27 protein-coding genes and 2 pseudogenes are annotated in these 24,067 nt (G+C 60.7%); 14 read left to right on the forward strand and 15 right to left on the reverse strand.

All coding sequences use genetic code 11. From position 1 onward, the window contains the following. Position 1: 1 nt before the first annotated feature. From ACP15K_RS18080 to ACP15K_RS18090, 3 genes are all read left to right on the forward strand, one after another. On the forward strand, positions 2-1,063 hold the full coding sequence (locus tag ACP15K_RS18080; RefSeq protein WP_193140873.1) for an ABC transporter ATP-binding protein: 1,062 nt from the start codon (positions 2-4) through the stop codon (positions 1,061-1,063). Between the two features lie 87 nt (positions 1,064-1,150). After that, complete coding sequence (locus ACP15K_RS18085; RefSeq protein WP_264299178.1) at positions 1,151-1,279, forward strand: hypothetical protein; 129 nt, start codon at positions 1,151-1,153, stop codon at positions 1,277-1,279. After that, the gene (locus ACP15K_RS18090) at positions 1,276-3,198 is read left to right on the forward strand and encodes a beta-galactosidase (RefSeq protein WP_424991188.1); all 1,923 of its coding nucleotides are present in this window, start codon (positions 1,276-1,278) and stop codon (positions 3,196-3,198) included. Before ACP15K_RS18085 ends, ACP15K_RS18090 begins: the two co-directional genes overlap by 4 nt. 21 nt (positions 3,199-3,219) lie before the next feature. Here the strand turns inward: ACP15K_RS18090 and tnpB are convergent, their stop codons facing one another. Both tnpB and ACP15K_RS18100 read right to left on the reverse strand, forming a co-directional pair. Then, positions 3,220-3,591, reverse strand: coding sequence for an IS66 family insertion sequence element accessory protein TnpB (gene tnpB / locus ACP15K_RS18095; protein ID WP_424991189.1), 372 nt, complete (start codon positions 3,589-3,591; stop codon positions 3,220-3,222). Then, the gene (locus tag ACP15K_RS18100) at positions 3,588-3,887 is read right to left on the reverse strand and encodes a transposase (RefSeq protein WP_424991190.1); all 300 of its coding nucleotides are present in this window, start codon (positions 3,885-3,887) and stop codon (positions 3,588-3,590) included. Before ACP15K_RS18100 ends, tnpB begins: the two co-directional genes overlap by 4 nt. Before the next feature lie 247 nt (positions 3,888-4,134). On the opposite strand from ACP15K_RS18100, the gene ACP15K_RS18105 reads away from it, so the two are divergent. The 4 genes and pseudogenes from ACP15K_RS18105 to ACP15K_RS18120 all read left to right on the forward strand — a co-directional run bounded on the left by ACP15K_RS18105 (position 4,135) and on the right by ACP15K_RS18120 (position 7,443). Beyond that, on the forward strand, positions 4,135-4,767 hold the full coding sequence (locus ACP15K_RS18105; RefSeq protein WP_424991191.1) for a hypothetical protein: 633 nt from the start codon (positions 4,135-4,137) through the stop codon (positions 4,765-4,767). Then, positions 4,764-5,488 (forward strand): annotated as a pseudogene (locus ACP15K_RS18110) (ATP-binding cassette domain-containing protein). Before ACP15K_RS18105 ends, ACP15K_RS18110 begins: the two are co-directional and overlap by 4 nt. Before the next feature lie 51 nt (positions 5,489-5,539). Then, the gene (gene menC / locus ACP15K_RS18115) at positions 5,540-6,694 is read left to right on the forward strand and encodes an o-succinylbenzoate synthase (protein ID WP_424991192.1); all 1,155 of its coding nucleotides are present in this window, start codon (positions 5,540-5,542) and stop codon (positions 6,692-6,694) included. Then, entirely contained in the window at positions 6,691-7,443 is a 753-nt protein-coding gene (locus tag ACP15K_RS18120) for a GNAT family N-acetyltransferase (protein ID WP_193140879.1), read from the forward strand. The genes menC and ACP15K_RS18120 overlap by 4 nt, the downstream gene beginning before the upstream one ends. A 365-nt stretch (positions 7,444-7,808) precedes the next feature. Here the strand turns inward: ACP15K_RS18120 and ACP15K_RS18125 are convergent, their stop codons facing one another. Together ACP15K_RS18125 and ACP15K_RS18130 are read right to left on the reverse strand one after the other, a co-directional pair. Then, positions 7,809-9,455 carry a flavin monoamine oxidase family protein gene (locus ACP15K_RS18125; protein WP_193140880.1) on the reverse strand — a complete coding sequence of 549 codons (1,647 nt, stop codon included), beginning with the start codon at positions 9,453-9,455 and terminating at the stop codon, positions 7,809-7,811. Beyond that, complete coding sequence (locus ACP15K_RS18130) at positions 9,448-10,257, reverse strand: carbon-nitrogen hydrolase family protein (protein ID WP_193140881.1); 810 nt, start codon at positions 10,255-10,257, stop codon at positions 9,448-9,450. Before ACP15K_RS18130 ends, ACP15K_RS18125 begins: the two co-directional genes overlap by 8 nt. Positions 10,258-10,380: 123 nt before the next feature. Here ACP15K_RS18130 and ACP15K_RS18135 point away from each other — a divergent pair, with 123 nt between their 5' ends. After that, the gene (locus ACP15K_RS18135; protein WP_424991193.1) at positions 10,381-10,620 is read left to right on the forward strand and encodes a hypothetical protein; all 240 of its coding nucleotides are present in this window, start codon (positions 10,381-10,383) and stop codon (positions 10,618-10,620) included. 2 nt (positions 10,621-10,622) lie between these two features. Here the strand turns inward: ACP15K_RS18135 and ACP15K_RS18140 are convergent, their stop codons facing one another. Further along, complete coding sequence (locus ACP15K_RS18140; RefSeq protein WP_193140882.1) at positions 10,623-10,874, reverse strand: DUF6552 family protein; 252 nt, start codon at positions 10,872-10,874, stop codon at positions 10,623-10,625. Next, the gene (locus tag ACP15K_RS18145) at positions 10,864-11,568 is read right to left on the reverse strand and encodes an SDR family oxidoreductase (protein WP_424991194.1); all 705 of its coding nucleotides are present in this window, start codon (positions 11,566-11,568) and stop codon (positions 10,864-10,866) included. The genes ACP15K_RS18140 and ACP15K_RS18145 overlap by 11 nt, the downstream gene beginning before the upstream one ends. Before the next feature lie 98 nt (positions 11,569-11,666). Here ACP15K_RS18145 and ACP15K_RS18150 point away from each other — a divergent pair, with 98 nt between their 5' ends. After that, positions 11,667-12,545 (forward strand): LysR substrate-binding domain-containing protein, encoded by an 879-nt coding sequence (locus ACP15K_RS18150; RefSeq protein WP_424991195.1) that lies wholly within the window; start codon positions 11,667-11,669, stop codon positions 12,543-12,545. A 95-nt stretch (positions 12,546-12,640) separates the two neighbouring features. Here the strand turns inward: ACP15K_RS18150 and ACP15K_RS18155 are convergent, their stop codons facing one another. Further along, positions 12,641-13,270: a MarR family winged helix-turn-helix transcriptional regulator gene (locus ACP15K_RS18155; RefSeq protein WP_424991196.1), complete on the reverse strand. Its 630-nt coding sequence runs from the start codon at positions 13,268-13,270 to the stop codon at positions 12,641-12,643. On the opposite strand from ACP15K_RS18155, the gene ACP15K_RS18160 reads away from it, so the two are divergent. Beyond that, on the forward strand, positions 13,269-14,024 hold the full coding sequence (locus ACP15K_RS18160) for a hypothetical protein (RefSeq protein ID WP_424991197.1): 756 nt from the start codon (positions 13,269-13,271) through the stop codon (positions 14,022-14,024). The genes ACP15K_RS18155 and ACP15K_RS18160 overlap by 2 nt on opposite strands. Before the next feature lie 142 nt (positions 14,025-14,166). Here ACP15K_RS18160 and ACP15K_RS18165 read toward each other — a convergent pair. The 8 genes and pseudogenes from ACP15K_RS18165 to ACP15K_RS18200 form a co-directional block, all read right to left on the reverse strand. Continuing rightward, positions 14,167-14,292 (reverse strand): annotated as a pseudogene (locus ACP15K_RS18165) (IS3 family transposase); the annotation flags it as partial. A 162-nt stretch (positions 14,293-14,454) separates the two neighbouring features. Beyond that, positions 14,455-15,183: an SDR family oxidoreductase gene (locus ACP15K_RS18170; protein WP_424991198.1), complete on the reverse strand. Its 729-nt coding sequence runs from the start codon at positions 15,181-15,183 to the stop codon at positions 14,455-14,457. 30 nt (positions 15,184-15,213) lie between these two features. Then, a complete protein-coding gene (locus tag ACP15K_RS18175; protein ID WP_193140887.1) occupies positions 15,214-15,945 on the reverse strand; it encodes an SDR family oxidoreductase in 732 nt (243 codons plus the stop codon). Positions 15,946-15,956: 11 nt separating this feature from the next. Next, positions 15,957-16,715, reverse strand: a complete 759-nt coding sequence (locus ACP15K_RS18180) for an SDR family NAD(P)-dependent oxidoreductase (RefSeq protein WP_424991199.1) — start codon at positions 16,713-16,715, stop codon at positions 15,957-15,959. A gap of 3 nt (positions 16,716-16,718) precedes the next feature. Continuing rightward, positions 16,719-17,999: a D-tagatose-bisphosphate aldolase, class II, non-catalytic subunit gene (locus tag ACP15K_RS18185; RefSeq protein ID WP_424991200.1), complete on the reverse strand. Its 1,281-nt coding sequence runs from the start codon at positions 17,997-17,999 to the stop codon at positions 16,719-16,721. After that, complete coding sequence (locus ACP15K_RS18190) at positions 17,996-18,976, reverse strand: tagatose kinase (protein ID WP_226925748.1); 981 nt, start codon at positions 18,974-18,976, stop codon at positions 17,996-17,998. Before ACP15K_RS18190 ends, ACP15K_RS18185 begins: the two co-directional genes overlap by 4 nt. Continuing rightward, positions 18,973-19,251 (reverse strand): hypothetical protein, encoded by a 279-nt coding sequence (locus tag ACP15K_RS18195; RefSeq protein WP_424991201.1) that lies wholly within the window; start codon positions 19,249-19,251, stop codon positions 18,973-18,975. Before ACP15K_RS18195 ends, ACP15K_RS18190 begins: the two co-directional genes overlap by 4 nt. Before the next feature lie 78 nt (positions 19,252-19,329). Next, the gene (locus tag ACP15K_RS18200) at positions 19,330-20,310 is read right to left on the reverse strand and encodes a sugar-binding transcriptional regulator (RefSeq protein ID WP_193140891.1); all 981 of its coding nucleotides are present in this window, start codon (positions 20,308-20,310) and stop codon (positions 19,330-19,332) included. A 213-nt stretch (positions 20,311-20,523) separates the two neighbouring features. Between ACP15K_RS18200 and ACP15K_RS18205 the strand changes: the two genes are divergently transcribed. From ACP15K_RS18205 to ACP15K_RS18220, 4 genes are read left to right on the forward strand one after another with little or no spacing between them, the layout of a single operon-like run. Beyond that, positions 20,524-21,963, forward strand: coding sequence for an extracellular solute-binding protein (locus ACP15K_RS18205; RefSeq protein ID WP_319022441.1), 1,440 nt, complete (start codon positions 20,524-20,526; stop codon positions 21,961-21,963). A gap of 17 nt (positions 21,964-21,980) precedes the next feature. Then, positions 21,981-22,970 (forward strand): carbohydrate ABC transporter permease, encoded by a 990-nt coding sequence (locus ACP15K_RS18210; protein ID WP_424991202.1) that lies wholly within the window; start codon positions 21,981-21,983, stop codon positions 22,968-22,970. Positions 22,971-22,974: 4 nt separating this feature from the next. Next, positions 22,975-23,811, forward strand: a complete 837-nt coding sequence (locus tag ACP15K_RS18215) for a carbohydrate ABC transporter permease (protein WP_193140893.1) — start codon at positions 22,975-22,977, stop codon at positions 23,809-23,811. A 4-nt stretch (positions 23,812-23,815) separates the two neighbouring features. Continuing rightward, complete coding sequence (locus ACP15K_RS18220) at positions 23,816-24,067, forward strand: DUF2160 family membrane protein (RefSeq protein WP_193140894.1); 252 nt, start codon at positions 23,816-23,818, stop codon at positions 24,065-24,067.

The raw sequence follows: 24,067 nt of genomic DNA on the forward strand, positions 1-24,067 counted from the left end.
CATGACCGGAGTGACACTCAACAATGTCGTCAAGCGCTACGGTGGCACGGTGCAAGTGATCCACGGCGTCGACCTGAAGATCGAGGACGGCGAATTCTGCGTCTTCGTCGGCCCGTCGGGCTGCGGCAAGTCCACGCTGATGCGCATGGTGGCCGGTCTGGAAGAAACCACCGAGGGCACGATCCACATCGGCAAGCGCGACGTGACACGGATGGACCCGGCCGAGCGCGGTGTGGCGATGGTGTTCCAGACCTACGCGCTTTATCCGCACATGACGGTCGAGGAAAACATGGGGTTTGGCCTGAAGATGAACGGTCACCCCAAAGACGAGATCAAGGCCAAGGTGTCCGAGGCCAGCCGGATCCTGAAGCTTGACGAATATCTCAAGCGCAAGCCCGCCGCGCTTTCGGGCGGCCAGCGCCAACGCGTCGCCATCGGCCGTGCCATCGTGCGCGGGCCGGAGGTGTTCCTGTTCGACGAGCCGCTGTCCAACCTTGATGCCGAATTGCGCGTCGAGATGCGGGTCGAGATCGCGCGGCTGCACAAGGACATTGGCGCGACGATGATCTATGTCACCCACGATCAGGTTGAAGCCATGACGATGGCCGACAAGATCGTCGTGTTGCGCCTGGGCAAGATCGAACAGGTCGGCGCGCCGCTCGATCTGTATCGCGATCCGGACAACAGGTTTGTTGCCGGCTTCATCGGCTCCCCTGCGATGAACTTTCTGAAGGGCAAGGTGAATGCGCAAGGCACCGTCGATGTCCCCGCGCTGAAGTCTGCGGTACCCGTGCCGGTCAAGATGCCGCCGCCGGGAACCGAAGTGATCTTTGGCATTCGTCCCGAACATGTCGTGGTCAGCGAGGGCGACACCATGTCGATCGAACTGACCGAAGCGTTGGGCGGAGTGTCGTTCGACTATATCCAGGCTGACACCGGCGAACGGCTGATTGTCGAAGAACGTGGCGATCACAGGTCTTCGCCGGGTGCGCGGGTGAACCTGAGCTTCGATCCGGCGCGGTGCTATCTCTTCGATGCCGCAACCGAAGCGCGCATTCGCTGACATCTCGGACGCTCACCTTCGGTCCGGGCGCGACTTCGATGCGGTCTATCACTTCACCGCCTTGATCGCGGTGGGGGGGAGGTCGTCGTGCCCCTGCCGGAGATCGATGCGCTGGGGCAGAGCGTATTGGACGCCGGAGCGATCGGAGCGCGGCTGACGGGCGGCGACCTGAATGCGTCGCGATTTGACCTGACGGTTTTGGAGCAAGACGCATGAAGCGAACTCTTGGCACGTGTTATTATCCCGAGCACTGGCCGCGCGAGATCTGGCAAGAGGACGCGCGCAGGATGGTTGAGGCCGGTCTGACATGGGTGCGGATTGGCGAGTTCGCATGGTCGCGACTTGAGCCTGTTGCGGGCACGTATGACTTTGACTGGCTGGACGATGCGATCGCGGTTCTGGGTGCGGCGGGGCTGAAAGTGGTGCTTGGGACGCCGACGGCGACGCCGCCACGGTGGATGATTGACCGCCATCCCGACATGTTGGCGGTGGATGCCGACGGGCGGCCGCGCAAGTTCGGCTCGCGCCGTCATTATTGCTTCAGCCATGAGGGCTACAAAGGCGAATGCGCGCGCATCGTGACGCGGTTGGCAGAGCGCTACGGGCGCAATCCCCATGTCGCCGCGTGGCAAACGGACAATGAATACGGATGCCACGACACGACGATATCCTACAGCGATGCGGCGCGGGATGCGTTTCGCGGCTGGTTGCGCAGCCGATACCCAGGGCAGGGGAACGACGGCGACATCGAAGCGCTGAACGCGGCCTGGGGCAATATCTTCTGGTCGATGGAATATGGCGATTTCGATCAGATCGACCTGCCGAATCTGACGGTCACAGAACCGAACCCGTCCCACCTGCTTGATTTCCGGCGCTTCAGTTCGGATCAGGTGGTGGCATTCAACCGGCTTCAGTCAGAGATCATCCGCGCACATTCGGATGCGCCGATCGCGCATAATTACATGGGACGGATAACCGATTTCGACCACTACGATGTGGGCGCGGATCTGGATATTGCCAGTTGGGACAGCTATCCGCTGGGGTTTCTGGAAGATCGGGTTCCGGCGACGGTCGCACAACAGCAGGCCTATGCGCGCCAGGGGGATCCGGATTTTCAGGCGTTTCACCATGAACTCTACCGTGCGGTCGGGCGTGGGCGCTGGTGGGTGATGGAACAACAACCCGGACCGGTGAACTGGGCGCCGTATAATCCCGCGCCCTTGCCCGGGATGGTGCGGCTCTGGAGTTGGGAAGCCTTTGCACATGGGGCCGAGGCGGTGTGTTATTTTCGCTGGCGTCAGGCGCCCATGGCGCAAGAGCAGATGCACGCCGGATTGCTGCGATCCGATAGTGTTGATGCGGCAGGGATAATTGAAGCGCGGCAGGTTGCGGAAGAACTGGCCGGCGCGCCGGACGTCAGCCCGTCGCAACCTGACGTTGCACTTATCTTTGACTACGAAGCAGAATGGGCCTGGGCGATCCAGCCCCACGGCGCGGGCCTCAGCTATTTTGAATTGGTGTTTGACACCTATCGCGCGCTGCGCCGCCTGGGCTTGTCAGTGGATATCCTGCCAGCCAGACCAGACCTGCTGGATGGCTACAAGCTCATTGTTGCGCCCGGTTTGATGCACATGACGGAGGCGTTGAAAGCAGCGCTGAACGACAGCGGTGCAACCGTCCTGATCGGCCCGCGCAGCGGCGCACGGGATGCCACGATGCGCACGCCGGTTCCATTGCCCCCGGCCATGCCGGGGCTGGATGCAACGGTGATTTTCGTCGAAAGCCTGCGCCCGGATCTGCCGATCGGGCTGGAAGGCGGCGGCGCGATCCGCAGCTACCGGGACGTTCTGGAGACCACCGCAGAAATTCTGGTGCGGACCGAGACCGGCGAGGCCGCGCTGGTGGCTCAAGGTCAAATCCTCTATGCCGCCGGGTGGCTTGATCCCAGTGCGATGATGCGCGTCTTGCGACTGGCCTGTGCGCGGGCCGGGGTTGAAACGATGGACTTGCCTGGCGGCGTGCGGTGTCGCGACACCGGGACGGAACGGTTCTGGTTCAATCATGATACCGAGGCGCATGAGGTGGCGGGCTTGACCCTGGACCCTGTCTCTGTGACCCGCGCACGTCTGGCCTAGATGTCCTGTCGGGGTTCGCGATCAGCCCCTTTCCGCTGCCTTCAACAGCTTGCCAAGCGCGCCATCCAGTGTGGCGATCTCGTCCTCCGAAAACGCCGCCAGCAGTGTCTTCTGCGTCTCGACATGCTCGCCGACCGCAGTGTCGATCAGATCGAAGCCCTTTTTCGTCAGCTTCGCCACCGCACGGCGGGCGTCGTTCCGGTCGGTTGTCCGCGTGACCAGGCCCTGCCTGGCCAGTTGCTCGATACGCTTGGCCCGGAACACAAATACGGCGCCGGCAAAGGGGTCCTCCCTCAGTGCCGACTGCACGACCGCCGCGAGGCCGTCCTGGCCCTTCCGGAAATCGACGAGATTCGTAGCAATCAGGATCCGCACGCGGTCGGACGGGATCATGCGAGCGCGCGCACCACGGCTGCGATCCGCTCCGCGGGCGCGCCTGCAGCCGCCACCAACAGTGACACGAACTCCACGGCGTCCTCGGGTGCGGGCAGCACCAGCTTGCCGTCCCGTGCCATCCTCCGCCATGACGAAAGCTGGTTCGCCAACACCCCGTGGCGCGTGGCAACAGCATTCACCGACGCGCCCGGCTCCAGCGTCTCTGCAACGATCGCCGCCTTCTGGCTGCTCGGCCGTTTCCGGTTCCGTCGCTTCTCACCATGGTTCGTGAGAACCGCAAAATGCGTCTCCACTGAGAAACTTACTCCATCCGATCAACAGGGAGTGCAGAATCTCAGATCATGCAGCGGCGCGATACGTGGGGCCCAGGCGGCGCGTACAGATCAACAGCTTGCAGATTGATCAAGGAAGCCGACCAAACGTCGCTGGTCACAAACTGTCCGGCCTTAAGGTGTCATTCTGCCCCCAGCCGGAGCAGACCCCAAGTTACCGCTGCTTTGGCGGCTTGCCTTGCCCGGATTGGGCAATCTGTGGATCAACATGCTGAAGGACACGGCGCCGGTGTCGGTCATCGCATTGGATGATCTGATGCGGATGACAAAGGTGGCAGTGGGCGTCACGAAGCAGCCCTTCACATTCTATCTTGTGGCCTGCCTGATCGACTGGGGGCTTCGCCTTGTTCCGGTGTGGTTCCGGCGCGAATGGAACGGCGCGCCAACTGCGGCTTTCGGAGGGCATGAGATGAACCCGATCGACGTTATCGTACAATACTGGCCCCGCTTGCTGGACGGTACATTGATGACGATCAAGCGCACGCTGCTTGGCGCCTTGATCGCGGCATTCTTTTCGCCAATCTTCGCACTGATCCGGGTGGTTTACCCGCATGCGTATCGCATCGCTTGGCCAGGTTCGGGCAACGAGGTGATCCTGCTGATGGAGGCGAGTGCATTGGCAAGCGTTGTGACGGTCTTTGATATCATGGGCCGCACCCGGCAGGTATTCTCGAAGACCTTCGACTTTTCAGTCTATCTGTGGGCGGCCCTGATCCATCTGTGCATCACCGCGATCTTTGTATTGATCTGGCGGCAGGCGGAACGCAGGCTTAGCCGCCACATCGATGCCCGCAACAAACCGCGCACGGCTACGATGCGCATGAGGGATACCCAAGGATGAACCCGTCGGAAACTGTTCTGAAAGCCGAAGATATATACATTTCCTTTGGCGAGCTTGAAGTCCTCAAGGGTATTTCGCTTGAGGCGCGCAATCATGACGTCATCTCGATCCTGGGCGCGTCGGGGTCGGGTACGTCGACCTTTTTGCGCTGCCTTAACGTCCTTGAAACGCCGACCTCGGGCAAGGTACCGGTCCATGGCGAGGAAGTTCTGGTGCGCAACGGAAAACCGCAGAATGCCCGCCATATCGAGAGTACCCGCAGCCGTCCGGGCACGGTGTTTCAGCAATTCAATCTCTGGACTCATCGCACGATTCTGAAAAATGTGATGGAAGGTCCGGTACAGGTCAAACGCGTGGCCAAGGCCGAGGCGCTGCTGAAACGGGTCGGATTGCAGGATCGCATGCAGATGTATTCCTCGCAGCTTTCGGGCGGGCAGCAACAGCGTGTGGCCATCGCGCGTGCGATGGCAATGGAACCCGATGCGATCCTGTTTGACGAACCGACATCGGCGCTTGACCCCGAGTCGGTGGGTGAAGTGCTGAAGGTCATGCAATCGCTCGCTGCGGAAGGACGCACGAGATGGGACTTGCCCGGGATGTGTGGTCCAAGGTTGTGTTCCTGCACGAAGGCCGCGATACCGAACAGGGCCCGCCAGCCGAGATGTTCACCACCCCCAAGACCGAAGGGTTGGACCGCTTCATCGCCAAGGTCAGCAGCTAGCGCCCTGACCTGTTGCGCGTCCCGAAATCGCATTCATTACAGGTGAAACCCATGCCCGAAAACCCAATCGCTTCATCGGCTGGTGCCTTGCGCGGCGGCATCCTGATCGAGGCTGCCGAACTGAGGATCGTGAGCCTGCCATTGCTGACACCATTCGTGATCTCGACCGGCACGATGACCTGCAAGACATTCCCATTGCTGGTGCTGAAAGGCGAAGGATTGCAGGGTGTGGCCGAGGCGGTGATGGACCCGACGCCCGACTATCTTGAGGAAACCATTCCCGGCGCAATCGCCTTTTTGCGCGATGTGCTGTTGCCTTCCATCGTCGGCAAGCGGTTTGCTTCGCCCTACGAACTGGAACCCTACCTGGTGCCATGGCGGGGACACCGGATGGCCAAGGCCGTCGTCGAAATGGCGTTCTGGGACATGTGGTCGAAAAGTCTGGGCATTCCGCTGAAAACTGCCCTTGGCGGTGTTCGCGAACATGTCGATGTCGGTGTGAGCCTTGGGATTGCAACGATTGAGAAAACCCTTGATCGCATCGAAGAAGCGCTTGCCGACGGCTACAAGCGCACCAAGCTGAAGATCGCGCAGGGCCATGACGTCAGGATTGTCGAGGCCGTCCGCAACCGGCACCCAGAGATCAAGCTGACCGTGGATGCCAATACCGACTATGGACTGGCCGACCTTCCGGTCCTGCGAGCGCTCGATGAATTCAACCTTGATTACATCGAGCAGCCCCTGGCCTTTGACGATATCCACGATCACGCCCAGGTGCAGGCGGCGCTGAAAACGGCAATCTGTCTGGATGAGAGCATCCGCAGCGCCAGCGACACGCGCAAGGCGCTGGAGGCACGGGCTGCACGGGTGATCAACATCAAGGTCGGGCGCGTCGGCGGGTTCGCCGCCGCGCGGGCCATCCACGACATCAGCGCGGCCTTTGGGGCGCCGGTGTGGTGTGGCGGCATGCTGGAGGCGGGCATTGGCCGCGCGCACAATATCCATCTGGCAACGCTGGCGAACTTCACCAAGCCCGGTGATACCTCAAGCGCCAGCCGCTATTTTGAACGTGACATCATCAATGAGCCGCTGGAGGCCAAAAACGGCGAAATGCCCGTGCCAGAAAACGGCCCCGGCATCGGCGTGACGCTTGATCGTGAATTCCTGGAGACCGTCACCGACCACGTTGAGGAGTTTGGGACATGAACCAGTCCACGGCTGACCTGACAATACGCGAATTGAATTCGGTTGATGAACTGAAAAGCTCTGAGGCGTTTCAACGCGAAGTCTGGGGCGAGGACGACCCCGCCGACAACTCCGACATCATGCTCGCGCTGCAACATGAAGGCGGATTGGTTGCCGGTGCGTTTGCCGACGGACGTATGCTGGGGTTTCTCTTTGGTTTTCCAACACGTCAGCCCGACATTCAGCATTCACACCGCTTGGCCGTGCATCCGGACAGCCGCGGCATGGGGTTGGGTGCAAAGCTGAAATGGTACCAGCGTGACTGGTGCCTTGAGAGAGGCATCACCATGGTACGTTGGACATATGATCCGCTGCGCCGTGTGAATGCGAGCCTGAACATCGCACGATTGGGGGCGACGGCCGGGACCTATCTTCTGGACTACTACGGCAAGATGGAGGGCATCAACGCTGGTGTCGCCTCGGACCGTTTGCTTGCCGAATGGCACCTGACCGCGCCAGATGTCGTGCAGCGTGCAAGCAATCCGCTCACCCCGCCAGCCAGCGGCGATGACCTTCGGGTCGCAATCCCTGCCGATTTCGGCGCACTTTTGTCCAACGATCCCAAGGGGGCCTTGGCCGAACGCCTGCGTGTGCGCGCAGCGCTTACTGCTGCTTTCGCGGACGGGTTTCGCGTTTCGGGCTTTGACACAGAAACCTGCGAGTATCTGTTGACCAGGAGGTCAGACCCGGCATCCGGCCGTCACGCATAGACCGTGCCGAAGCAGGCCGTTCTGTCGGTTGGACACCCGCATGGGCACAAAGATCGTCGGGAGCCCGGCGATTTCCATAAACCGCCTTTCGTGACGCTGGGGGCCGAAATGACCCCGACCAGAAACCGATGTGTTTCTGTCGGCTGGAGGCGCCCGACCGCGTACTGTCGCCAAAGCGCAATTGTCGGCCTTGATCTGCGAACGGGTGGTAAAGGGTGCGGGCCAGATGATCGTCGGGCCGGGGACGGCCGCCAGTTACACGGCCCCGCGCACCCTTTCCGCGACGACCTGCTGTTGCTAGCTTTGCGCGAGCCCTCGCGTGGCACCCCGCTTTCCGGACCTGGTCGAGCCGCGGCAAGAGGCGATCATTCCGACAGTTTGATCGGACCCCATTCCGGGTAGCTGTCGCAGGGAGACGGGTTCTCGGGGTGGAATCCGCCACCCAGGTGCCGGATGATCCCGGCCACCGCGTTAAGCGAAGTTTGCACCGCCCCTTCGACCCAGGCCGGTGTCCAGCTGACGCCGTCGCCGGCCATGAAAATGCCGCGTTCGTGCGGTGGCAGGTCGTCCTGCATGAAATGGCCGAACATCCTGTGATTGTAGCGATAATGCCCAGGCAGGGCGCCCTTGAAAGCACCCAGGAAGTTGGGATCGTCCTCCCAGCTGACGGTGATCGGATCGCCAAGGATATGGGACCGGATGTCAACGCCGGGGTATATGTTCGCCAGCGATGAAAGCGCCAGTTCCACCCGCCGTTCCACCGTCAGGGGAAGCACTTTCAGCGCGTCGGTCATCCAGGAATAGCTCAGGCAGATGACCGAGGGCTTGTCGGGACCGTTGTCGAACAGATACGTGCCGCGGGTCATCCGGTCGGTCAGGGTCATCGACATCACGTCGCGTCCGGTCTTCGGATCCTTGTCCTTCCAGAACGGCCGGTCGACCATCACGAAGGTCTTGGCCGACTGCATGTAGCGGGTCCGGTCCAGCGCCATCCACAATTCATGCGCAAACAGGCGCTCCTCGGTCTCGATCACCGTGGACAGCAGGTGGCTCTGGCAGGTGACAAGTACCACGTCGAAGGACTCTGCCCGCTTCCACTGATCGGTGACCTCGAACTTGTCGCCCTGCCGCCTGATCCGGACGGCGCCCGACCGGGTGGCCCCGCCGTTCAGCTTGCACAGCGTGGTGCCGGCGGGCCAATGGGTCAGATTGTCGGGAACATGGGTCCACAGCAGGTGCGGCACCTGACCGACCCCGCCCACCATGTAACGCTGGTGGTCGTCGCATTCGGTCACGTTCACCCGAAGGATTTCCAGCATCGAATTGGGGAAATCGGAATCCCAGCCGCCGGTGCCAAACCCGACCTGGCCGAAGACCTCGCGGTGGTGGAACGACAAGGCCTGGAAGGCCTCGGATGAGGCGACGAAATCATAGAAAGTGCGTTCGTCCCATTGCTCGACAATGGGGTTCCAGATTTCCTTGACCCGGGCGCGGTCCCGGTCGCGGATCGCCTGTTTCAGGGCGGAGAAATTCGCGCCATCCTCCAACGCCTTGTCATAGGCCTGCGCGACCTCGTGAAACAATGGCGGAAGGTCGGTCAGGGTCTCGGCGTAATGGGTCTTGCCCAGCAGGTCGATGACGGTCGAGCCTGCGGCCGGGGTCAACGGGTTTGGAAACGGTTCGCTCTGGACCCCCAGCTTGTCGACATAGGTATAGAACCCGGTGGACGAGACCGGAAATCGCATGCCGCCCAGCTCTGCGATGACCCCATCGGCCCCTTCGAAGTGCTGCGAGCGCAGGCGACCGCCGAACTGGCCCGCCTCGAACACCACCGGGCGGGCGCCGAGCTTCATCAGCTCGTAGCCCGCGATGATCCCCGCAGCGCCCGAGCCGATGATCGCAACCTTGGCGCCATGGGCGGTTTCCGGCAGATGGCCCAAACCCTTGGGATGCGTGATCCAGTCGTCATAGGCGAATGGAAAATCCGGGCCGAAGACAGAGACTTTATTCATCGATTTGACCTTTGGCTATGAGGCGCTCGTACAATTCCGGACGTCGGTCGGCGCGGTGGTTTTGAAGCTTGCGGCAGGCCGCAAGCGCGACATGATCCAGGGTCGCGCACAGCAGGTCAGGCGCATCTCCGGAGGCCCGCGCAAGGTCGGTGCCGTCCGAAGCGCAGATGCAGGACAGGCCGCCGTAGTCGAATTCCCCTTCGGCGCCGACGTAGTTCGCATAGGCAAGATAGACCGCGTTTTCCTCGGCGCGGGCCGGGACCAGCCGGGTGGCGACAGTGTCGAAGGGCTTCATGTTCGCGGTTGGCACGAGGATCAGATCAACCCCTTGCAGGGCCAGGTTGCGGGCCACTTCGGGAAATTCGATGTCGTAGCAGATCGCCAGGCCAATGGACCAGCCGTTCAGATCAAAGACCCCGGAAAGCGCCGCGCCCGCGGCGAACTGGCGTCGATCGACGCCCCCGTAGAGATGGGTCTTGTGATAGCGTTGCCGCTCGACCCCTGCCGCATCGATCACGATGACGCCATTGTACGGATTGTCTGGTCCCGGCAGCGCAAGGCCCACGACCAGCGCGACCCGGTGTTTCTTGGCAATGGGTTTCAGCGCGTCAATCAGGGCATCCGCCGAAGCGGCCAGCGTCTTGCACCGATCGGGACCGACATTGTACCCGCCCAAGGTCATCTCTGGCGTCAGGACCAGCTGGGCACCCTGGGCCTGGGCCCGCCGCGCAGTTTGGTCCAGCGCCGCCAGCGCCTGGTGTGGGTCATGTAGCGGAGAGGTTTGCCAGAGTGCGATTTTCAACGGGGGGTCTCTTTTCGCTAGCATACGACACAACTGCCTGGTTCTTCAATTCTCCAATGGGAGAAAGACGCCAAAGGGACGGCTGAAGCACTGTAGCCTTGCGGACGCGAAGCCTACGAAACAATGGGGCTTTTGCATTTCGTCATGCAGCGCATGTCGCCCGTGCAGGCGATGACCTCTGCCGTGAGCACCGCCCCCATCCTTGGCCGTGAGCGGATGAGGGTGCTGGTCGAACAAATTACACCAGGTCTTGGGGCACAACCCAAGCACAACATGTGGGAGGTCGAGTTCTTCACCACTACGGGTCGTTTTTGCGGGCCACCGAAACGTTTGAGTTTTAGCAACCCTTGCCAAGCCGTTTGAAGTCAGCTGCTGCTCATCCCGGCAAGCATGGCCCCGAGGGCGACGATGTGGATCAGCATGATCGCGCGGTCATTCCAGAGCACGCCGACAGCGAACCAGCCGAGGACGCCCACGAGAAACAGGTAGAGGTTCCAGGGCGTCCAGCCGAAGGCCGTGGCCGTGTAGCCCATGATCTGGATGATCGAGGCGACCCATTTGACGGTGAAGGCGAGCCGTCCCGTCGCCGGGGCGGCGAGAACGTGATCAGATGGCACGGGTCACACCTCCGTCGATCCGCAGATTCTGGCCGGTCATGTAGGCCGCTCCATCCGATGCCAGCCACGAGATCAGCGACGACACCTCCTCTGCGCGCCCGTAACGGCCCATCGGGATGCGGGCGCGGCGATCCTCTATCTCGGGCAGGCTGTCGATGAACCCCGGCAGGACGTTGTTCATGCGGATGTTCTTGCCCGCGTATTTGTCCGCGTAGAGCTTCGTGAACGCGGCCAGGCCCGCGCGGAACACACCAGAGGTCGGGAAGAGCGGGTCAGGCTCGAAGGCCGCGAAGGTCGATATGTTGATGATCGCGCCGCCGCCCTGCGCCTGCATCAGCGACGTGACCAGCCGCGCGGGCCGGATCACGTTCAGCAGATAGACTTCCATTCCCGTGTGCCAGTCGTCGTCGGATATATCCAGGACCGGGCCTTTGGGGCCATGTCCGGCAGAGTTGATCAGCACGTCGATACGGCCCCAGCGGTCGGTGGCACCTTGCACCAGTGCCTTCAGATCGTCCGCGTCCCGGTTCGATCCCGTCACGCCGAAACCGCCCAGCTCCTGACCGAGCGCCTCACCCTTGCCGGAAGACGACAATATCCCGACCCGGAAACCGTCTGCCGCCAACCGACGGGCGGCATCGGCCCCCATTCCACTGCCGCCAGCCGTGATCAATGCTACTTTTTCTACTGACATCGCGCGCTCCAATTCTGTCCTGTCGCCAATCTAGGTCTTTCCCGGTTCGGTTTCGCGCCAGATTTGATCTTGTCTGACAGTAACATTACTATCGTCAGATGACCCAACTTCCGCCTCTCAACGGCTTGCGTGCTTTCGATGTGGCGGGCCGTCATCTCAATTTTCGCGCTGCCGCCGAAGAGATGGGCGTGACGCAGGGGGCGGTCGCCCAACAGGTGCGGCAGCTCGAAGCACATCTGGGCGTGAAGCTCTTCGAAAGATTGCCCAAGGGGCTGGCGTTTACGGCTGCGGGACGCGGGTATCATACGCTCGTCGCCACAGCCTTCGACGACCTGCGCGCCGCCACCGAGACCCTGCGCCCCGAGCCGGGCAAGGTTCTGGTCAGCGTCACGCCGACATTCGCGGCGAAGTGGCTGATGCCCAACCTGCCGGAGTTCTCGGCCGCGCATCCGGAGATCGACCTTGCGGTTCTTGCCACCGAAAGGGTGTCGCGCTTTCACGGCGACGGGATCGATCTGGCGATCCGTCAGGGAAAGCCACCCTTTGGTGCGGCGTTGGAGGTTGTTCGGATTTTTCGCCAGGAGATCATCGCGGTCGCGTCACCCGCCCTTGTCGGCGGGCACAGCTTGCCACTCGATCCTGAGGCGCTGTCGTGCTTGCCCAAGCTGCACGATGCCCATGGTCTCTGGCCCGCCTTCCTGAGGCATTTGAATGTCGAAGATCGCGGCGGACGCGGTCTGCGGTTAAGCCAGACGGCTCTTGCCATGGACGCGGCTCTCTCGGGGCAGGGGATTGCGCTCGTCAGCAGCTTCCTTGCGACGCGCGACATTGCCGAGGGCCGTCTCGTGCAGGTCTGTCCGGATACCCTCCCGGGGGAGCATGATTTCTATCTACTGGCCGAACGCGGGGCGAAGCGTGGATCGGCCGTCCAGGCCACTTTTGACTGGTTCGCCTCGAAAGCTGATGCGAACGTATAGAGGTGGCCTTGTCGTGGCGGCACGTCAGCTTCTGCACCGATGCGCCAGCTTGCCGAGGAACAATCCGTCAACAATTGGGGTGAAGGAACCTGCCATCATGCGCTTTGCTGTTCATGGCAGATCAGAGATGAGTCTTCGGGCGACAGCGGCTCGGAAAGCAACGTGCAAAATCCCCCGGAACTGGACGCTTTGTAATGGATGCAGGTTTTGCAAACGCCGAAGGCACGTCCATCGTTTTGCTGTACGAACCGTCTGAGAACCTCGGTCAACGTTGCCTGCAAGGCTTGTTTCTTCGAGTCGCTCAGCTCCGAAAGACAGTGATCCAGGTTACTAACCGTCTGTGCAATTCCTTCTCCCTTGGGGGTCAATGCAAAGCTAATGGTCCGTTTGTCGCGACTAGAGCGCAGCTCGGACACGTAACCCTTTTGTTGCAGCGATTTGAATGACTGCGAGATCGTGCCTCGGGTCGTTCCCAGATATTCGGCGACATGCGAGGGGCTTCGAGAAAACCGGTTGGCCCGCCCAAGATAGGCCAACACCGCACGTTGTGTCGGATTCAGATCGCCGTCCCAGCCGGATGCCGCATCAAGGCGCGCCAGCCGGTTGATCAGTTCACGAATGTAGAGATCGGTCTCCATACCCTCTAGTAGCGACTCGAAATAATCATTGCAATAGTTTCGACTCGCTACTAATAAAAACACACAATCCATAAAGGAACCGGCCATGAAACTCTCCCTCTACATTGCGACCACACTTGCCCTGACCAGCGGTGCCGCCTGGGCGGATGGCGAACACGCCCATGCAGTCACGCAGGACGGCGCCATCCTGTCAGACGCGGACCCGTCCAAGATTGCCTCATTCGATATTCTGGGCGCGCATGCGCACCGCAAAGGCAATGTCGTGACCTTCCACATGACCACAAATGGAGTCGCAGGTTTTGACCTGCCTGCAACGACGGGTGCGCTCGGCGGTGCAGAGGTGCTCTCCTACGTCTGGCCAACGTCACTTGACCCATCGGCAGTTGATTTTGAGGGCGGCACAGGAATTCTGGCCTTGGCCGCAACAAGTCACCCTGACTTCGACGACACGCCGCTTTACGATGAAAACAACGATGGCGATCCGGCGAATGACGGTGTGATCTGGCACAGTCACTGGGTTGTTCTCACGCCGACCGAAGCCTGTGGTCCCGGTGCGCTGGCTGTGCGCGACATACCCGACGGTGAAACGCCAAGGATGCCGGCCACATGGCCCGGCCTGCCGATCTTTCTGGACAGTCCCGGCTTCACGCCGCTGTTCGATGGTCCCGAAATTGCCGTGAATGTGGCCTTCGGCCATGACGTTGAACTGGAGGGCGTCGCCTATGATGGCGTGACATCTGCCTTGCGGGTGAATGCCAACATTCACGCACCGCTGCTTTGCGTTGTTGATGTCTTCGACATTGCGTCTGGGGATTTGAGCTTGCCGGGCAAACTGAAGTAACCGTGAAAAGGGGTCATGCGTCGCGTGACCCCTTTTAGGGTCGGGACTTCGGTAACGGGGTCGTTTCAGGGGGACTGTTGCGTTGCTGGCCCCAAGTTCCGACGAGGTCGTGGACATCGGCAGCACAGGGGGGCTGCCGTCCATCGGAAACTTCCCGCCCGCCATACTTGTATTTCAGCTTGCAGACTGTGGCCGCGGTCGGCATGACCGCCTCTTGCTCCCTGATCATCCCGATTGTCTGCGCCTCGGAGAAACGGCTCTTTCGCATTCGTCTGCTCCTTCAAAGGTGGCGCAGGCTCTCCATGCGGTGAGGGATTTCGCGCAGGGCCGGTCAGCTTCCGCCGCGAAGAAAGCCTCGGGCGTGCCCCTGCCGAAGCCCCCCGCGGCACCAGTGATCAGGACGGACTTCCCGGCGAATGCCTTCATGGCCTCAGATGTCGAACGCCGTGGGCAGTACGATCATGTCCCGGATCGTCACGTTGCGCCCACGCGTCAGCGCAAAGACGAGCGCGTCCGCCACCTCGGTCGGTTCGATGATAGAACCGCTGTCCTTGGCATTTTGCAGCCTGTCCGCAGGCCAGTCGGCCAGCAACGCCGAAACCACGGGGCCGGGAGAGACCTGGCCTACGCGAATGCCGTGTTCGCGAAGCTGGCGGCGCATGGTCTGGACGAAACAGGTGATCGCCCACTTGGATCCGGAATACACCGGTTCCCACGGAATGGCAGAGTGGCCTGCGACCGAACAGGTGACCCAGATGTCGCCAATGCCACGGTCTTTCATGTGGGGGATGATCGCGAGGACGTTCTTCATCACGGCGTTGACGTTGAGGTTCAGCATCCGGTCGATTGTGTCGGGGTTGGTCTCGTCGAGATCGCCACCGATATAGGTCCCGGCGTTGCAATAGAGAGTGTCGATGTGATCCACCTTTTCGAGGATCGACGGGACCATCGCCTTGCAGCTTTCGGCATCGAGCAAGTTCGTGACCTGCGCAATGGCCTTGTCGCCAAGCCGGTCAATGCAGGCTTTCAGGGCATCTTCGTCCCGGTCCACCATGACGACCGTGGCGCCTTCGGCCAGCAGTGCTTCGGTGGCGGCAAGGCCGATACCAGAGGCGGCGCCGGTGACGGCCGCGATTTTTCCGTTGAGAGATTCGGCCATGTCGGCCTCCTTTTATTCAGCTTGAGACGCTCAGACGGCGAGGAAACCGCCGTCGATGGGAAGGACGGCGCCGGTCACCATGGGGGCATCGTCGGAAAGAAGCATAACAATGGATTTGGCCACGTCTTCGACCTCTGCAAAGCGGCCAATCGGGTGGCGCACCATCATCGGGTCTTTCTTGGCAGGATCGGACCATGCCGCGGCGGCGAGTTCGGTCATCGTCACGGTTGGCGCGACGGCATTGACGCGGATGCCATGGACGCCAAGTTCCTTGGCCATGACACGGGTCGCTCCTTCAAGACCGGCCTTCGAGGCGGCGTAGCACATGTGTTCGTCGAACCCGCGGTGCCCAGCAATGGACGTCACGTTGAGGATTGAGCCGCCGCCCCCGGCCGCCACGCGCGCCCGCGCGAATTCCTGGGCACAAATCAGGGCCGCGCGCAGGTTGATGCCCATCACGGCTTCATAGCCCTCGTCCGTCATGTCGAGCACGGTTTCCAGGACATTGGTTCCGGCGCAGTTGATGAGGAAATCGCAGGTTCCGGCCTCTTTCATTGCGGCGCGGGCGGCCGCATTGTCCATCAGGTCGACGATGATAGAGCGGCAGCCGGTCTCGTCGCTCAGACGATCCAGGTCGGACTTGGTCCTGGCCATGGCAAAGACGGATGCGCCACGTTTGGCCATTTCCACTGCGCAGGCCCGTCCGATGCCTTTTCCGGCGCCCGTGACGATAACAGTCTTTCCTTCGAATTGCGTGCTCATTGGTGTGTTCCTCAATGTGTGATGTATCCGCCATCGGCGACCAGCGTGGCCCCCGTGACGAAGGAGGCGGCATCCGAGGCCAGAAACAGCACGCAATTGGCCATCTCTTCCGGGGTCCCAAAGCGGCCCATTGGCGTATTGTCGGCCCAGACCTTGCTCATTTCCGGATCTTCCATCCCGTCGATTGCCATGCGGGTGCGGATGTATCCCGGTGCCAGTGCATTGACCCGAATTCCGCGGGCGGCATATTCGAAAGCCATGACGGAGGTCATCTGATGGATCGCCGCTTTCGAGGAATTGTAGGCCACCTGAAGTTGCGGCTTGTTCGCGACATAGCCTGAAATGGAGCCGATATTGACGATGGCGCCGGACGACTGCGCCAGCATTGGCCGCACGGCCGAGCGGGCGACCCGGAACGGCGCAATCAGGTTCGTATCCATGATCCGGGCCAGCCGAGCGTCATCGAAATCGTGAAAATCGCCGCCGTCAGCCACGCCGGCATTGTTGACCAGAATGTCGATCCTGCCAAAACGTTCGAGAGTTGCCTCGACCAGTTCGTCAGGCGAGGCAGGAGCCGTTATGTCGGCGGCATGAAACGCGTGTTCGCCAGTGTCGGTCAGGGCACGGGAGTCGTCCGTTTCGGAACGCGCCGTCAACATGCACAGTGCACCGGCTTTGGCGAAGAGTTGCGCGGTCGCAAGCCCGATGCCCCGGTTTCCACCGGTGATCAGGGCAATCTTTCCTTCAAGGCGAAACTGCGAAAGCGACATTGGTCAGACCTCCTGGATAGTGCAGGCAGAATGATATTCCGCCAGGGTATCGCCGACGCGCCGGATCAGGAGCGCTTCGGGGTCGAGTGGCTGTCCGGCGGCGCCCACCGCGCGTGGCAGATGTTGCCACATCAGGGGCAGCGGTACTGTTTTACCACGAAGTGCGGCCAGCAGATCCGCAACAGCGGATTGCGCCTTCTGGTCTGTCCAGTAGTATCTGATGCGATCCGAAAGGGAGTAATGGCGCATGACGCGTCGTTCCGAGTCCGTGCCATGATAGTGGCGGGCCCAGTTCTCCGGTTCGGCCAGCATCACCTCTTCCATCGCGTGGTAGAGCGGTCGGTCGCCATAGTTGGGCAGCATGTCGCTGGCAATGAGGTCCAACGCATAGAGCGTCTCGCGAAGAACGAAGGTCAACTCCGGCCCGACCTTGAGGATCGCAAACCCGCCCCTGACCAATTCCGAGAGAGGGCCAGTGCCCTGATAGTCCGTACTATGGGCCTCGAATACGAGACCGTCATGCGATTCCAGAACCCGGATCAGGTCGCGCGCCTTGTTGGCGTCATAGGGAATGACGTTGTGGTTTCCGAATTCCACACCGGGCTGGACCACCAGGCCAATGACGCGACCCAGCATTTCCGAGAGACCGTGTGCCTCGAAAATCTCCTGGTGGACCGCGATCGTCGTGCGGGCGGCGTCAGGCGCTGTCGGCGTGATGTCATCCAGCGCATGGTCTGCGCCGCCGGGCGGAGGAACCTCGGTTCCGATGATGTAAAGCGGCAGCGGCAGGTCGGATTTCGCGGCCGCCTCCTCTCCGCGACGCGCAAGCCGCGCGGCACGTAGCGCCGTCACTTCGTCATTCAGCGCCGCCGGTTCGTTTGCACATCCCATGGAGGCATCAAGGTGGAGTTTGCGAAAACCGGCGCTGACATAGGCTTCCATCATGTCGCAGGCTTGCTCCATCGCCTCGCCCGCGGGAAGGTGCCGCCACGGATTGGGACCCAGGTGATCGCCGCCAAGCACGATCAATTCACGTGGGCAACCTTCTTCTCGGGCAAGGTCATAGACCAGTTCGGCGAAGTCGGCAGGGGTCATGCCTGTGTAGCCGCCGACATGGTTGACCTGGTTGCAGGTCGCTTCAATCAGGACGGTACTGCCTTTCGCGCGTCCGTGACGCAGGGCGGCGCGCAGAACGATGGGATGGGCGGAGCAGACAGACGTGATCCCCCGCGCGTGTCCTGAACGATGCAGCCGCGCAAGGTCCGTCAATTCAATCGCGGTCATTTTGCGCGCTCCGTCTGCTGAATGAATGTGTCCAGTTCCGCCCGCGTTCCCGCGCCTTCCATCGGGCCGCGGAACGTCACGTTGCGTGCACCGGCGGCGTTGGCATAGGTCAGGGATTGTTGGGTGCTCAAGCCCAGTCGCCGCGCCGCAACATAGGCGCCGCCAAAGCAGTCGCCGGCACCGGTTGGGTCTAGTTCTTCAACGATGAAGGCGGGCGCACGCGTAAAGGTGCCGTCGGCGTCATGACAGCTTGATCCATCTTTGCCGCGTTTGATTGCAATCTCCGAAACGCCAGTGCCGAATAACTGCTCCAACGCGTTCTCCTCGCTTGCATCCGGTGACAGGCCGGCGGCGACAAACAGTTCTTCTCCGGACGGCAACAGCAGGTCGGACATCGCGACCATCGCAGCGACACGTGCGCCGGTTTCTGCATCAGCCTGCAATTCCTTGCGCATGTTGGGATCGAGTGAAATGCTGCCGCCCCGTTTCGATATGATGTCCGCAGCCCGTTCGATCATTGGCCAGACGGTTGCGTTGCCCAACAGGGTTCCCATGACATGCAGGTGCCCGGCACGTGATACGATGGCGTCCACGGCGTCCGTCCATGCCAGGTTTCCGGCGGCGGACGTCCACATATTGAACACGAAGTCCCGGTCCCCATCGGGGCGGTAGCGAACGAACGCTGTTCCGGTGGGCAGCTTTGGATCGACGCAGATCCCGGAAACATCGACGTTATCTCGCCGCAACCGGTCGATGATCACGCGACCGAAATCATCGTCGCCGACCGCACCGATCATCGCAGCCGATCCGCCAAATCGCCCGCACTGGTCAATGAAGATCGCCGGTGCGCCACTGGGATAGGGCCCGATCAGCGGTAGCGGTTCGGAAAAGCCCCTTCCAACGGTCGTGGCGACGATTTCGGAAAGCACTTCGCCGATGCAAACCGTTGGGCCAAGACTGTCCGGTGCCAACGTCATTGCGATGCCCTCGCATTCGTGGCGCGGCGAGGCTCTGCCGATTTCAATTCGATGAAGATCTTTGCATGCGCTGCAAGATGGCCGTTGCCCGCATTGACCCCTTCCGGGTCATCGGACGGCAGGTCCTTGCTGACCGGAAGGCCAATGGTGACGCCGATCTGCACGTTGTGTCCTTCTGCCTTTCTGGCGAGCGGGTCCCTGTTGAACTGCTTTGGGCAGAGGTTGGCGAACTTGATGCAGGGGTGGCCATGTTCGGCTGATGTCTCCAGTGCCATTTCGGGCCCGGCCTGAGTCTGACCGCCGGTCCAGACGAACGAGTGAATTCCCAACCTTCGCATTCGATCCTTCGCCGGCTATTCTGCAGCGCTGCTTTGGACGGACTTGTCCTCAAGCAGTAGTCGTGCGGTGACGTCATCCGTGACCAGCGTATCGACGAGGCCGCGTTTGCAGGCAGCTTTGATAATCTCGACCTTGTGTGGACCCGCGGCCGCCATGATCTTTTCCGGGACAGCCAAAACCTGATCAAGCGGCATTCCGACTGTGCGGTTGTCCACCGCCTCGGAAACGGAAGCGCCATCCCGATCCAAGAATTGACCAAGCACATCGCCGATGGCTCCTGCCTCGATCAACGTCTCTGGTGTAAGTTCGTGCGGAAGCCCGTGTTCAACCAGGAACGATTTCTCTGAAACGTTCGAACAGGTCAGAAGGACTGCATCCAGGGATTTGAGTTTCTCGAAATGCTCTTTCAATGCGTATTGTGACAGGAAGAGATCGCGATCGATACCTTCGGACAGGTAGATTGGTGCAGTCAGGACCGAGAAGCTCGCGCCGAGCACATTGGCAAATCCGGACGCGATCCCAAACGAGTTCAGTGTTGAACCTTCGGCCGTACCACCGAGAATCGACAAAACTTCCAAGCCTGGATGCGACTGACGCGTGAGCTTTCTAATAGCGGCGTCAAGCGTCAAGCCCCAAGACACACCAAGCGATGTCCAGCCGCCGGCCGCCAGACGTTCTGCGAGCAGAGCCGCCAGCGCCGCCCCGACGGCCTTGTGGTAGTCGTAATCCGCCTCGTTTGCCGGTCCTATGACGACGCGCTGAAGACCCAGCGCCTCTTTCAGGTTCTCCTGCAACTCAACACGGGGCAGGAACGGCGATTCAATCTGAATTTTTACAAAGCCCAGAGATTTCGCCGTTTGAATTGCCTGGTTCACGCGTAGCCTTGTGACACCCATGTGGCGGGCAACATCGGCTTGGGTCATTTCGTTCACATAGTAGTGCCAGCAGACCTCAGTTACGAAGGCGTCGCTGTCCTCGATTGGTTCGCGTCCCAAGCTGAAGTCCTCCCAGACATGCAGGCGTCACTCCCGACAACTTTGACAGAAAGCTGGCACAGATACATATGTTTGGCAACACATACATATGAATAATTACACTTGCATGTAAGGCGATGCACTTGCATTGTAGCGTTGGGAGGTGGCGCGAGACGATTCGCATAGTGCGTTCGATAGCGTGCGCTGCGCTCTGTCAAAAATGGGAGGAAAGCCGTGAGCTTTGCATTCAAGATGGGCGCGTCCGCGCTTACACTTACCGTTGCCGCCACATCGGCATTCGCTGAAATTGACGAAGCCTGGTGGAAATCGGCCGCCGAGCCTTATCAGGGTGTCACCATCCGCGGCGTAACAGAATCGTCGCCGCCGTCGCTTTACATCCGCGAAGTCCTCGCGCCGGAATTCGAAGCTCTGACCGGCATTCGGGTCGATGTCGAAACCACGTCCTGGGACCAGATGTTCGACAAGGCGATCAAGGACATGGAAGCCGGCACCGGCATCTACGACATGGCCTATATCGAACAGGACATCATCTATTCGTATCTGTCCCGCGACTTCCTGACCGACCTGACACAGTTCCTGGCAGACAACCCGGAGTTGAACGCCCCGACCTACGACGAGGGCAACTTCACCACCTTCGCGGACTACTTCAAAGATGATGCCGGCCACCTTTATGGCGTGCCAATGGAAGCCTTCCTGAAGGTCTATCTTTACCGGACCGACCTCTTCAACGATCCGGACATCCAAGCGGCGTTCAAGAGCCAGACCGGCCGTGATCTCGTTCCCGCCACAACCCATGAAGAATATGCCGAGATCGCGCAGTTCTTCACCGAGTACGGCGAAGCGAACGATATGGACCTATGGGGCACCACCGCCCAGGCCCATACCGGTCACGTGGCATCGTGGTACGAATACTACGAGTCGGTTGCACCAACCTTCGGCGTTTACAACTGGGGCATCGACGCCGACAACAACTACGCCGCATCGGTTGCAAACGGCGGCGAAATGAACGGGCCGGAAGCCGTCGAGGCGATGACATGGTGGCTGTCCATGCGTGACATCGCTCCGCCGGAAAGCCCCGCGTCGACCTGGACCGAAGTGGGCACCACTTTCGGCGCTGGCCGTGCCGCACAGGGCCTGGTTTACGGTGAGAACGCAGGCTGGATCGCTGCCGATGAGAGCAAGTCTCTGGTTGTCGGCAAGGTCGGTGTTGCGCTGCCGCCGCTGAAAGACGGCATCCTCGAAGAAGTCGAAGGTGGCACAGGCTACATCGGCTACTACGATGGCGGTGCATTCGGCATGCCGCATTCCTCCAAGAACAAGGAAGCCACCGCGCTGTTCCTGCAGTACATCGGCCAGAACGAAGTTCAGCCCGACTGGGCGGTTGCCGCTCCGCGTGTCACCAACACCGCGACCTACGATGACCCGAAGGTTCAGGAGATGAACGCCAAACTGAGCGGCTACTATGACCTGATCAAGGACAAGGGCTACCTGTTCGCAGGCGCGCCGGCCTATCCGTTCCACGCTCAGGTCCGCGAAGCGACCGCGCCGATCTTCTACCAGATCCTGCTCGGAGACCTTGGCGTCCAGGAAGGTCTGGACCAGATGGCGGCCGCAGCGGAATCCACTCTGACCGAGCTGGGCTACCGCAAGTAACTTGACCTCCCTACAGGTTGCCGAAAGGGCCGCCGCCGCATTCAGGCGGCGGCCCGCGCCGCAAGCAAGAAATACTCATTAAAGGCTTAGCCGGTGTCGCAATCGGGCATCGACAACAGCAGAGGTGCGTCATGCAATCCAAGAGACTTGGCTGGATTCTTCTGGCCCCGACACTGGTCATCCTGTTCTTCTTCGGTGTCCTGCCATTCATCTACGTCGTGTACGTGTCCTTTCATCAATGGAACCCGTTCGCCGTCAATCCCGAGATGGTGTTCAACGGCGCCGACAACTTTCGCCAGATCGTCTTCGACCCGGCCTTCCTGAAATCGGTTGGCGTCACGGTCATGTTCGTCATCTTCGCCGTTTTGTCCGAATTGATCCTTGGCTATGTGCTGGCCCAGGCATTCATGCGCGATTTTCCGGGCAAAGCGATCTTTCGCACGATCCATACGCTGCCGTTGATCATGGCGCCGATCATTGTCGGCTCTGTCTGGAAACTGATGACAACGCCCTCGATCGGGATCATTCCGCATTTCCTGGACGAGTGGTTCGGGATCACCATGAACATCGGGACATCCGCCCCGGCCGCATTCGCAACCGTCGTCATCATGGATATCTGGCACTGGACCCCGCTGGTGACACTGACGCTGATCGCCGCGCTGGTTTCGCTGCCGCCCGATCCATTCGAACAGGCGCAGATCGATGGCGCCAACAAGCGCCAGATCTTCTGGCACATCACGCTACCGATGATTGCACCCGCCGTCGTCGCGACCGTCTTCATCCGCCTGATGGATGCCTTGAGAACGGTTGACGAGGTCTGGATGCTCACCGGAGGCGGGCCTGGCTCTGCGACCCGGTTCGTGGGTGTGCACATCTTCAAGGAAGTGTTCCCAAAAACGAACTACGGCTACGGATCAACCATTTCCGTCATCGTTCTCTACCTCACAATCGTCGCCTGCTGGTTGCTCTACGTGACCATGCTTGCACCCCGCAGCAAGAAGGACTGAGGCCATGAAAAAGCAAAACCCGATCATTGGAATTGTTTTCTGGAGTCTCATCAGCCTGCTGACCCTGTTCCCGATCTACTGGCTGTTCGTCATATCGGTGAAGCCCGCGGTGCAACTTTTCTCGACGCCCGAACTGATCCTGTCGGATCCCTACTGGGGCAACTATGCCAAGGTCTGGGGCGACCGCCTTTTGCGCAGCTACATGCTGAACTCGGTCATCATCTCGACCGGAAATGCGGTGCTCTGCACTGTGCTCGGGTTCTTCGCCTGCTATGCGCTGTCGCGGTTCAACATGAGCGGCAAGGAATCGATCTTCTTCTGGACCATCACCAACCGCATGGCGCCTCCGGCGGTGTTCCTGCTGCCGCTCTTTCTGCTGATGACCCAGGTCTATGCGGTCGGCGACTGGAACCTGCTGGACACGCGGATCGGCATGATCCTGGTTTACTGCACCTTCAACCTGCCATTCGCGATCTGGACGCTTCGTCCAACTGTAGACGGGATTCCGAAAGAGCTGGATGAGGCGGCTTATGTCGACGGTGCCAGCCCGTGGAAGGTCATCACCGAGGTTGTCTTCCCGCTCTGTCGTCCCGGCCTTGCCGTGACCTTGATCCTGACCTGGGTCTTCGCCTGGAACGAATACCTGCTGGCCGCCACCCTGACCAACTTCAACGCGCGCACACTGACCACCGGTCTGTCCGAATACGTGACGACAACCGGCACCGAATGGGGGGTCATGGCAACGATCTCGGTCTTCACGCTGATCCCGGCCCTGATCGTCTTCGGCCTTGTGCAGAAGCACATCGTCGCGGGTCTGACCTTTGGCGCGGTGAAAGGATAAGACCATGAGTGACCAACACGAAGCACCGCTCGCCTCGGCGCTCCATGAAGAGGAAAGCGCACCCCCCATTCCCGAGAATAGCGCCGGTTTCCTGCCAATCGAGACGAACTGGTTCGACCGTCTGTTCATTTCAGTCGTGATCTGGATCGCCCTGTCGCTGTTCTGGTTCCGGTTTCTGGAACCAGCCGGGCTGTCCATCTGGATCTCCAACGCCATTGCGCTTGTTGTGGCATTCATCATCATCAGGAAAGGTTGA

This window comes from Fluviibacterium sp. S390, from assembly GCF_049800695.1.
Lineage (GTDB): Bacteria > Pseudomonadota > Alphaproteobacteria > Rhodobacterales > Rhodobacteraceae > Meridianimarinicoccus.

Coding starts and splice junctions, on each gene's coding strand:
- ACP15K_RS18145 (WP_424991194.1), bottom strand. CDS start 11,568: ATGTCAGTAGAAAAAGTAGCATTGATCACGGCTGGCGGCAGTGGAATG.
- ACP15K_RS18190 (WP_226925748.1), bottom strand. CDS start 18,976: ATGACGTTGGCACCGGACAGTCTTGGCCCAACGGTTTGCATCGGCGAA.
- ACP15K_RS18160 (WP_424991197.1), top strand. CDS start 13,269: ATGAAACTCTCCCTCTACATTGCGACCACACTTGCCCTGACCAGCGGT.
- ACP15K_RS18150 (WP_424991195.1), top strand. CDS start 11,667: ATGACCCAACTTCCGCCTCTCAACGGCTTGCGTGCTTTCGATGTGGCG.
- ACP15K_RS18185 (WP_424991200.1), bottom strand. CDS start 17,999: ATGACCGCGATTGAATTGACGGACCTTGCGCGGCTGCATCGTTCAGGA.
- ACP15K_RS18215 (WP_193140893.1), top strand. CDS start 22,975: ATGAAAAAGCAAAACCCGATCATTGGAATTGTTTTCTGGAGTCTCATC.
- ACP15K_RS18090 (WP_424991188.1), top strand. CDS start 1,276: ATGAAGCGAACTCTTGGCACGTGTTATTATCCCGAGCACTGGCCGCGC.
- ACP15K_RS18105 (WP_424991191.1), top strand. CDS start 4,135: ATGCTGAAGGACACGGCGCCGGTGTCGGTCATCGCATTGGATGATCTG.
- menC (WP_424991192.1), top strand. CDS start 5,540: ATGCCCGAAAACCCAATCGCTTCATCGGCTGGTGCCTTGCGCGGCGGC.
- ACP15K_RS18125 (WP_193140880.1), bottom strand. CDS start 9,455: ATGAATAAAGTCTCTGTCTTCGGCCCGGATTTTCCATTCGCCTATGAC.
- ACP15K_RS18135 (WP_424991193.1), top strand. CDS start 10,381: ATGGGGCTTTTGCATTTCGTCATGCAGCGCATGTCGCCCGTGCAGGCG.
- ACP15K_RS18195 (WP_424991201.1), bottom strand. CDS start 19,251: ATGGCACTGGAGACATCAGCCGAACATGGCCACCCCTGCATCAAGTTC.
- ACP15K_RS18170 (WP_424991198.1), bottom strand. CDS start 15,183: ATGGCCGAATCTCTCAACGGAAAAATCGCGGCCGTCACCGGCGCCGCC.
- tnpB (WP_424991189.1), bottom strand. CDS start 3,591: ATGATCCCGTCCGACCGCGTGCGGATCCTGATTGCTACGAATCTCGTC.
- ACP15K_RS18155 (WP_424991196.1), bottom strand. CDS start 13,270: ATGGCCGGTTCCTTTATGGATTGTGTGTTTTTATTAGTAGCGAGTCGA.
- ACP15K_RS18175 (WP_193140887.1), bottom strand. CDS start 15,945: ATGAGCACGCAATTCGAAGGAAAGACTGTTATCGTCACGGGCGCCGGA.
- ACP15K_RS18180 (WP_424991199.1), bottom strand. CDS start 16,715: ATGTCGCTTTCGCAGTTTCGCCTTGAAGGAAAGATTGCCCTGATCACC.
- ACP15K_RS18080 (WP_193140873.1), top strand. CDS start 2: ATGACCGGAGTGACACTCAACAATGTCGTCAAGCGCTACGGTGGCACG.
- ACP15K_RS18120 (WP_193140879.1), top strand. CDS start 6,691: ATGAACCAGTCCACGGCTGACCTGACAATACGCGAATTGAATTCGGTT.
- ACP15K_RS18220 (WP_193140894.1), top strand. CDS start 23,816: ATGAGTGACCAACACGAAGCACCGCTCGCCTCGGCGCTCCATGAAGAG.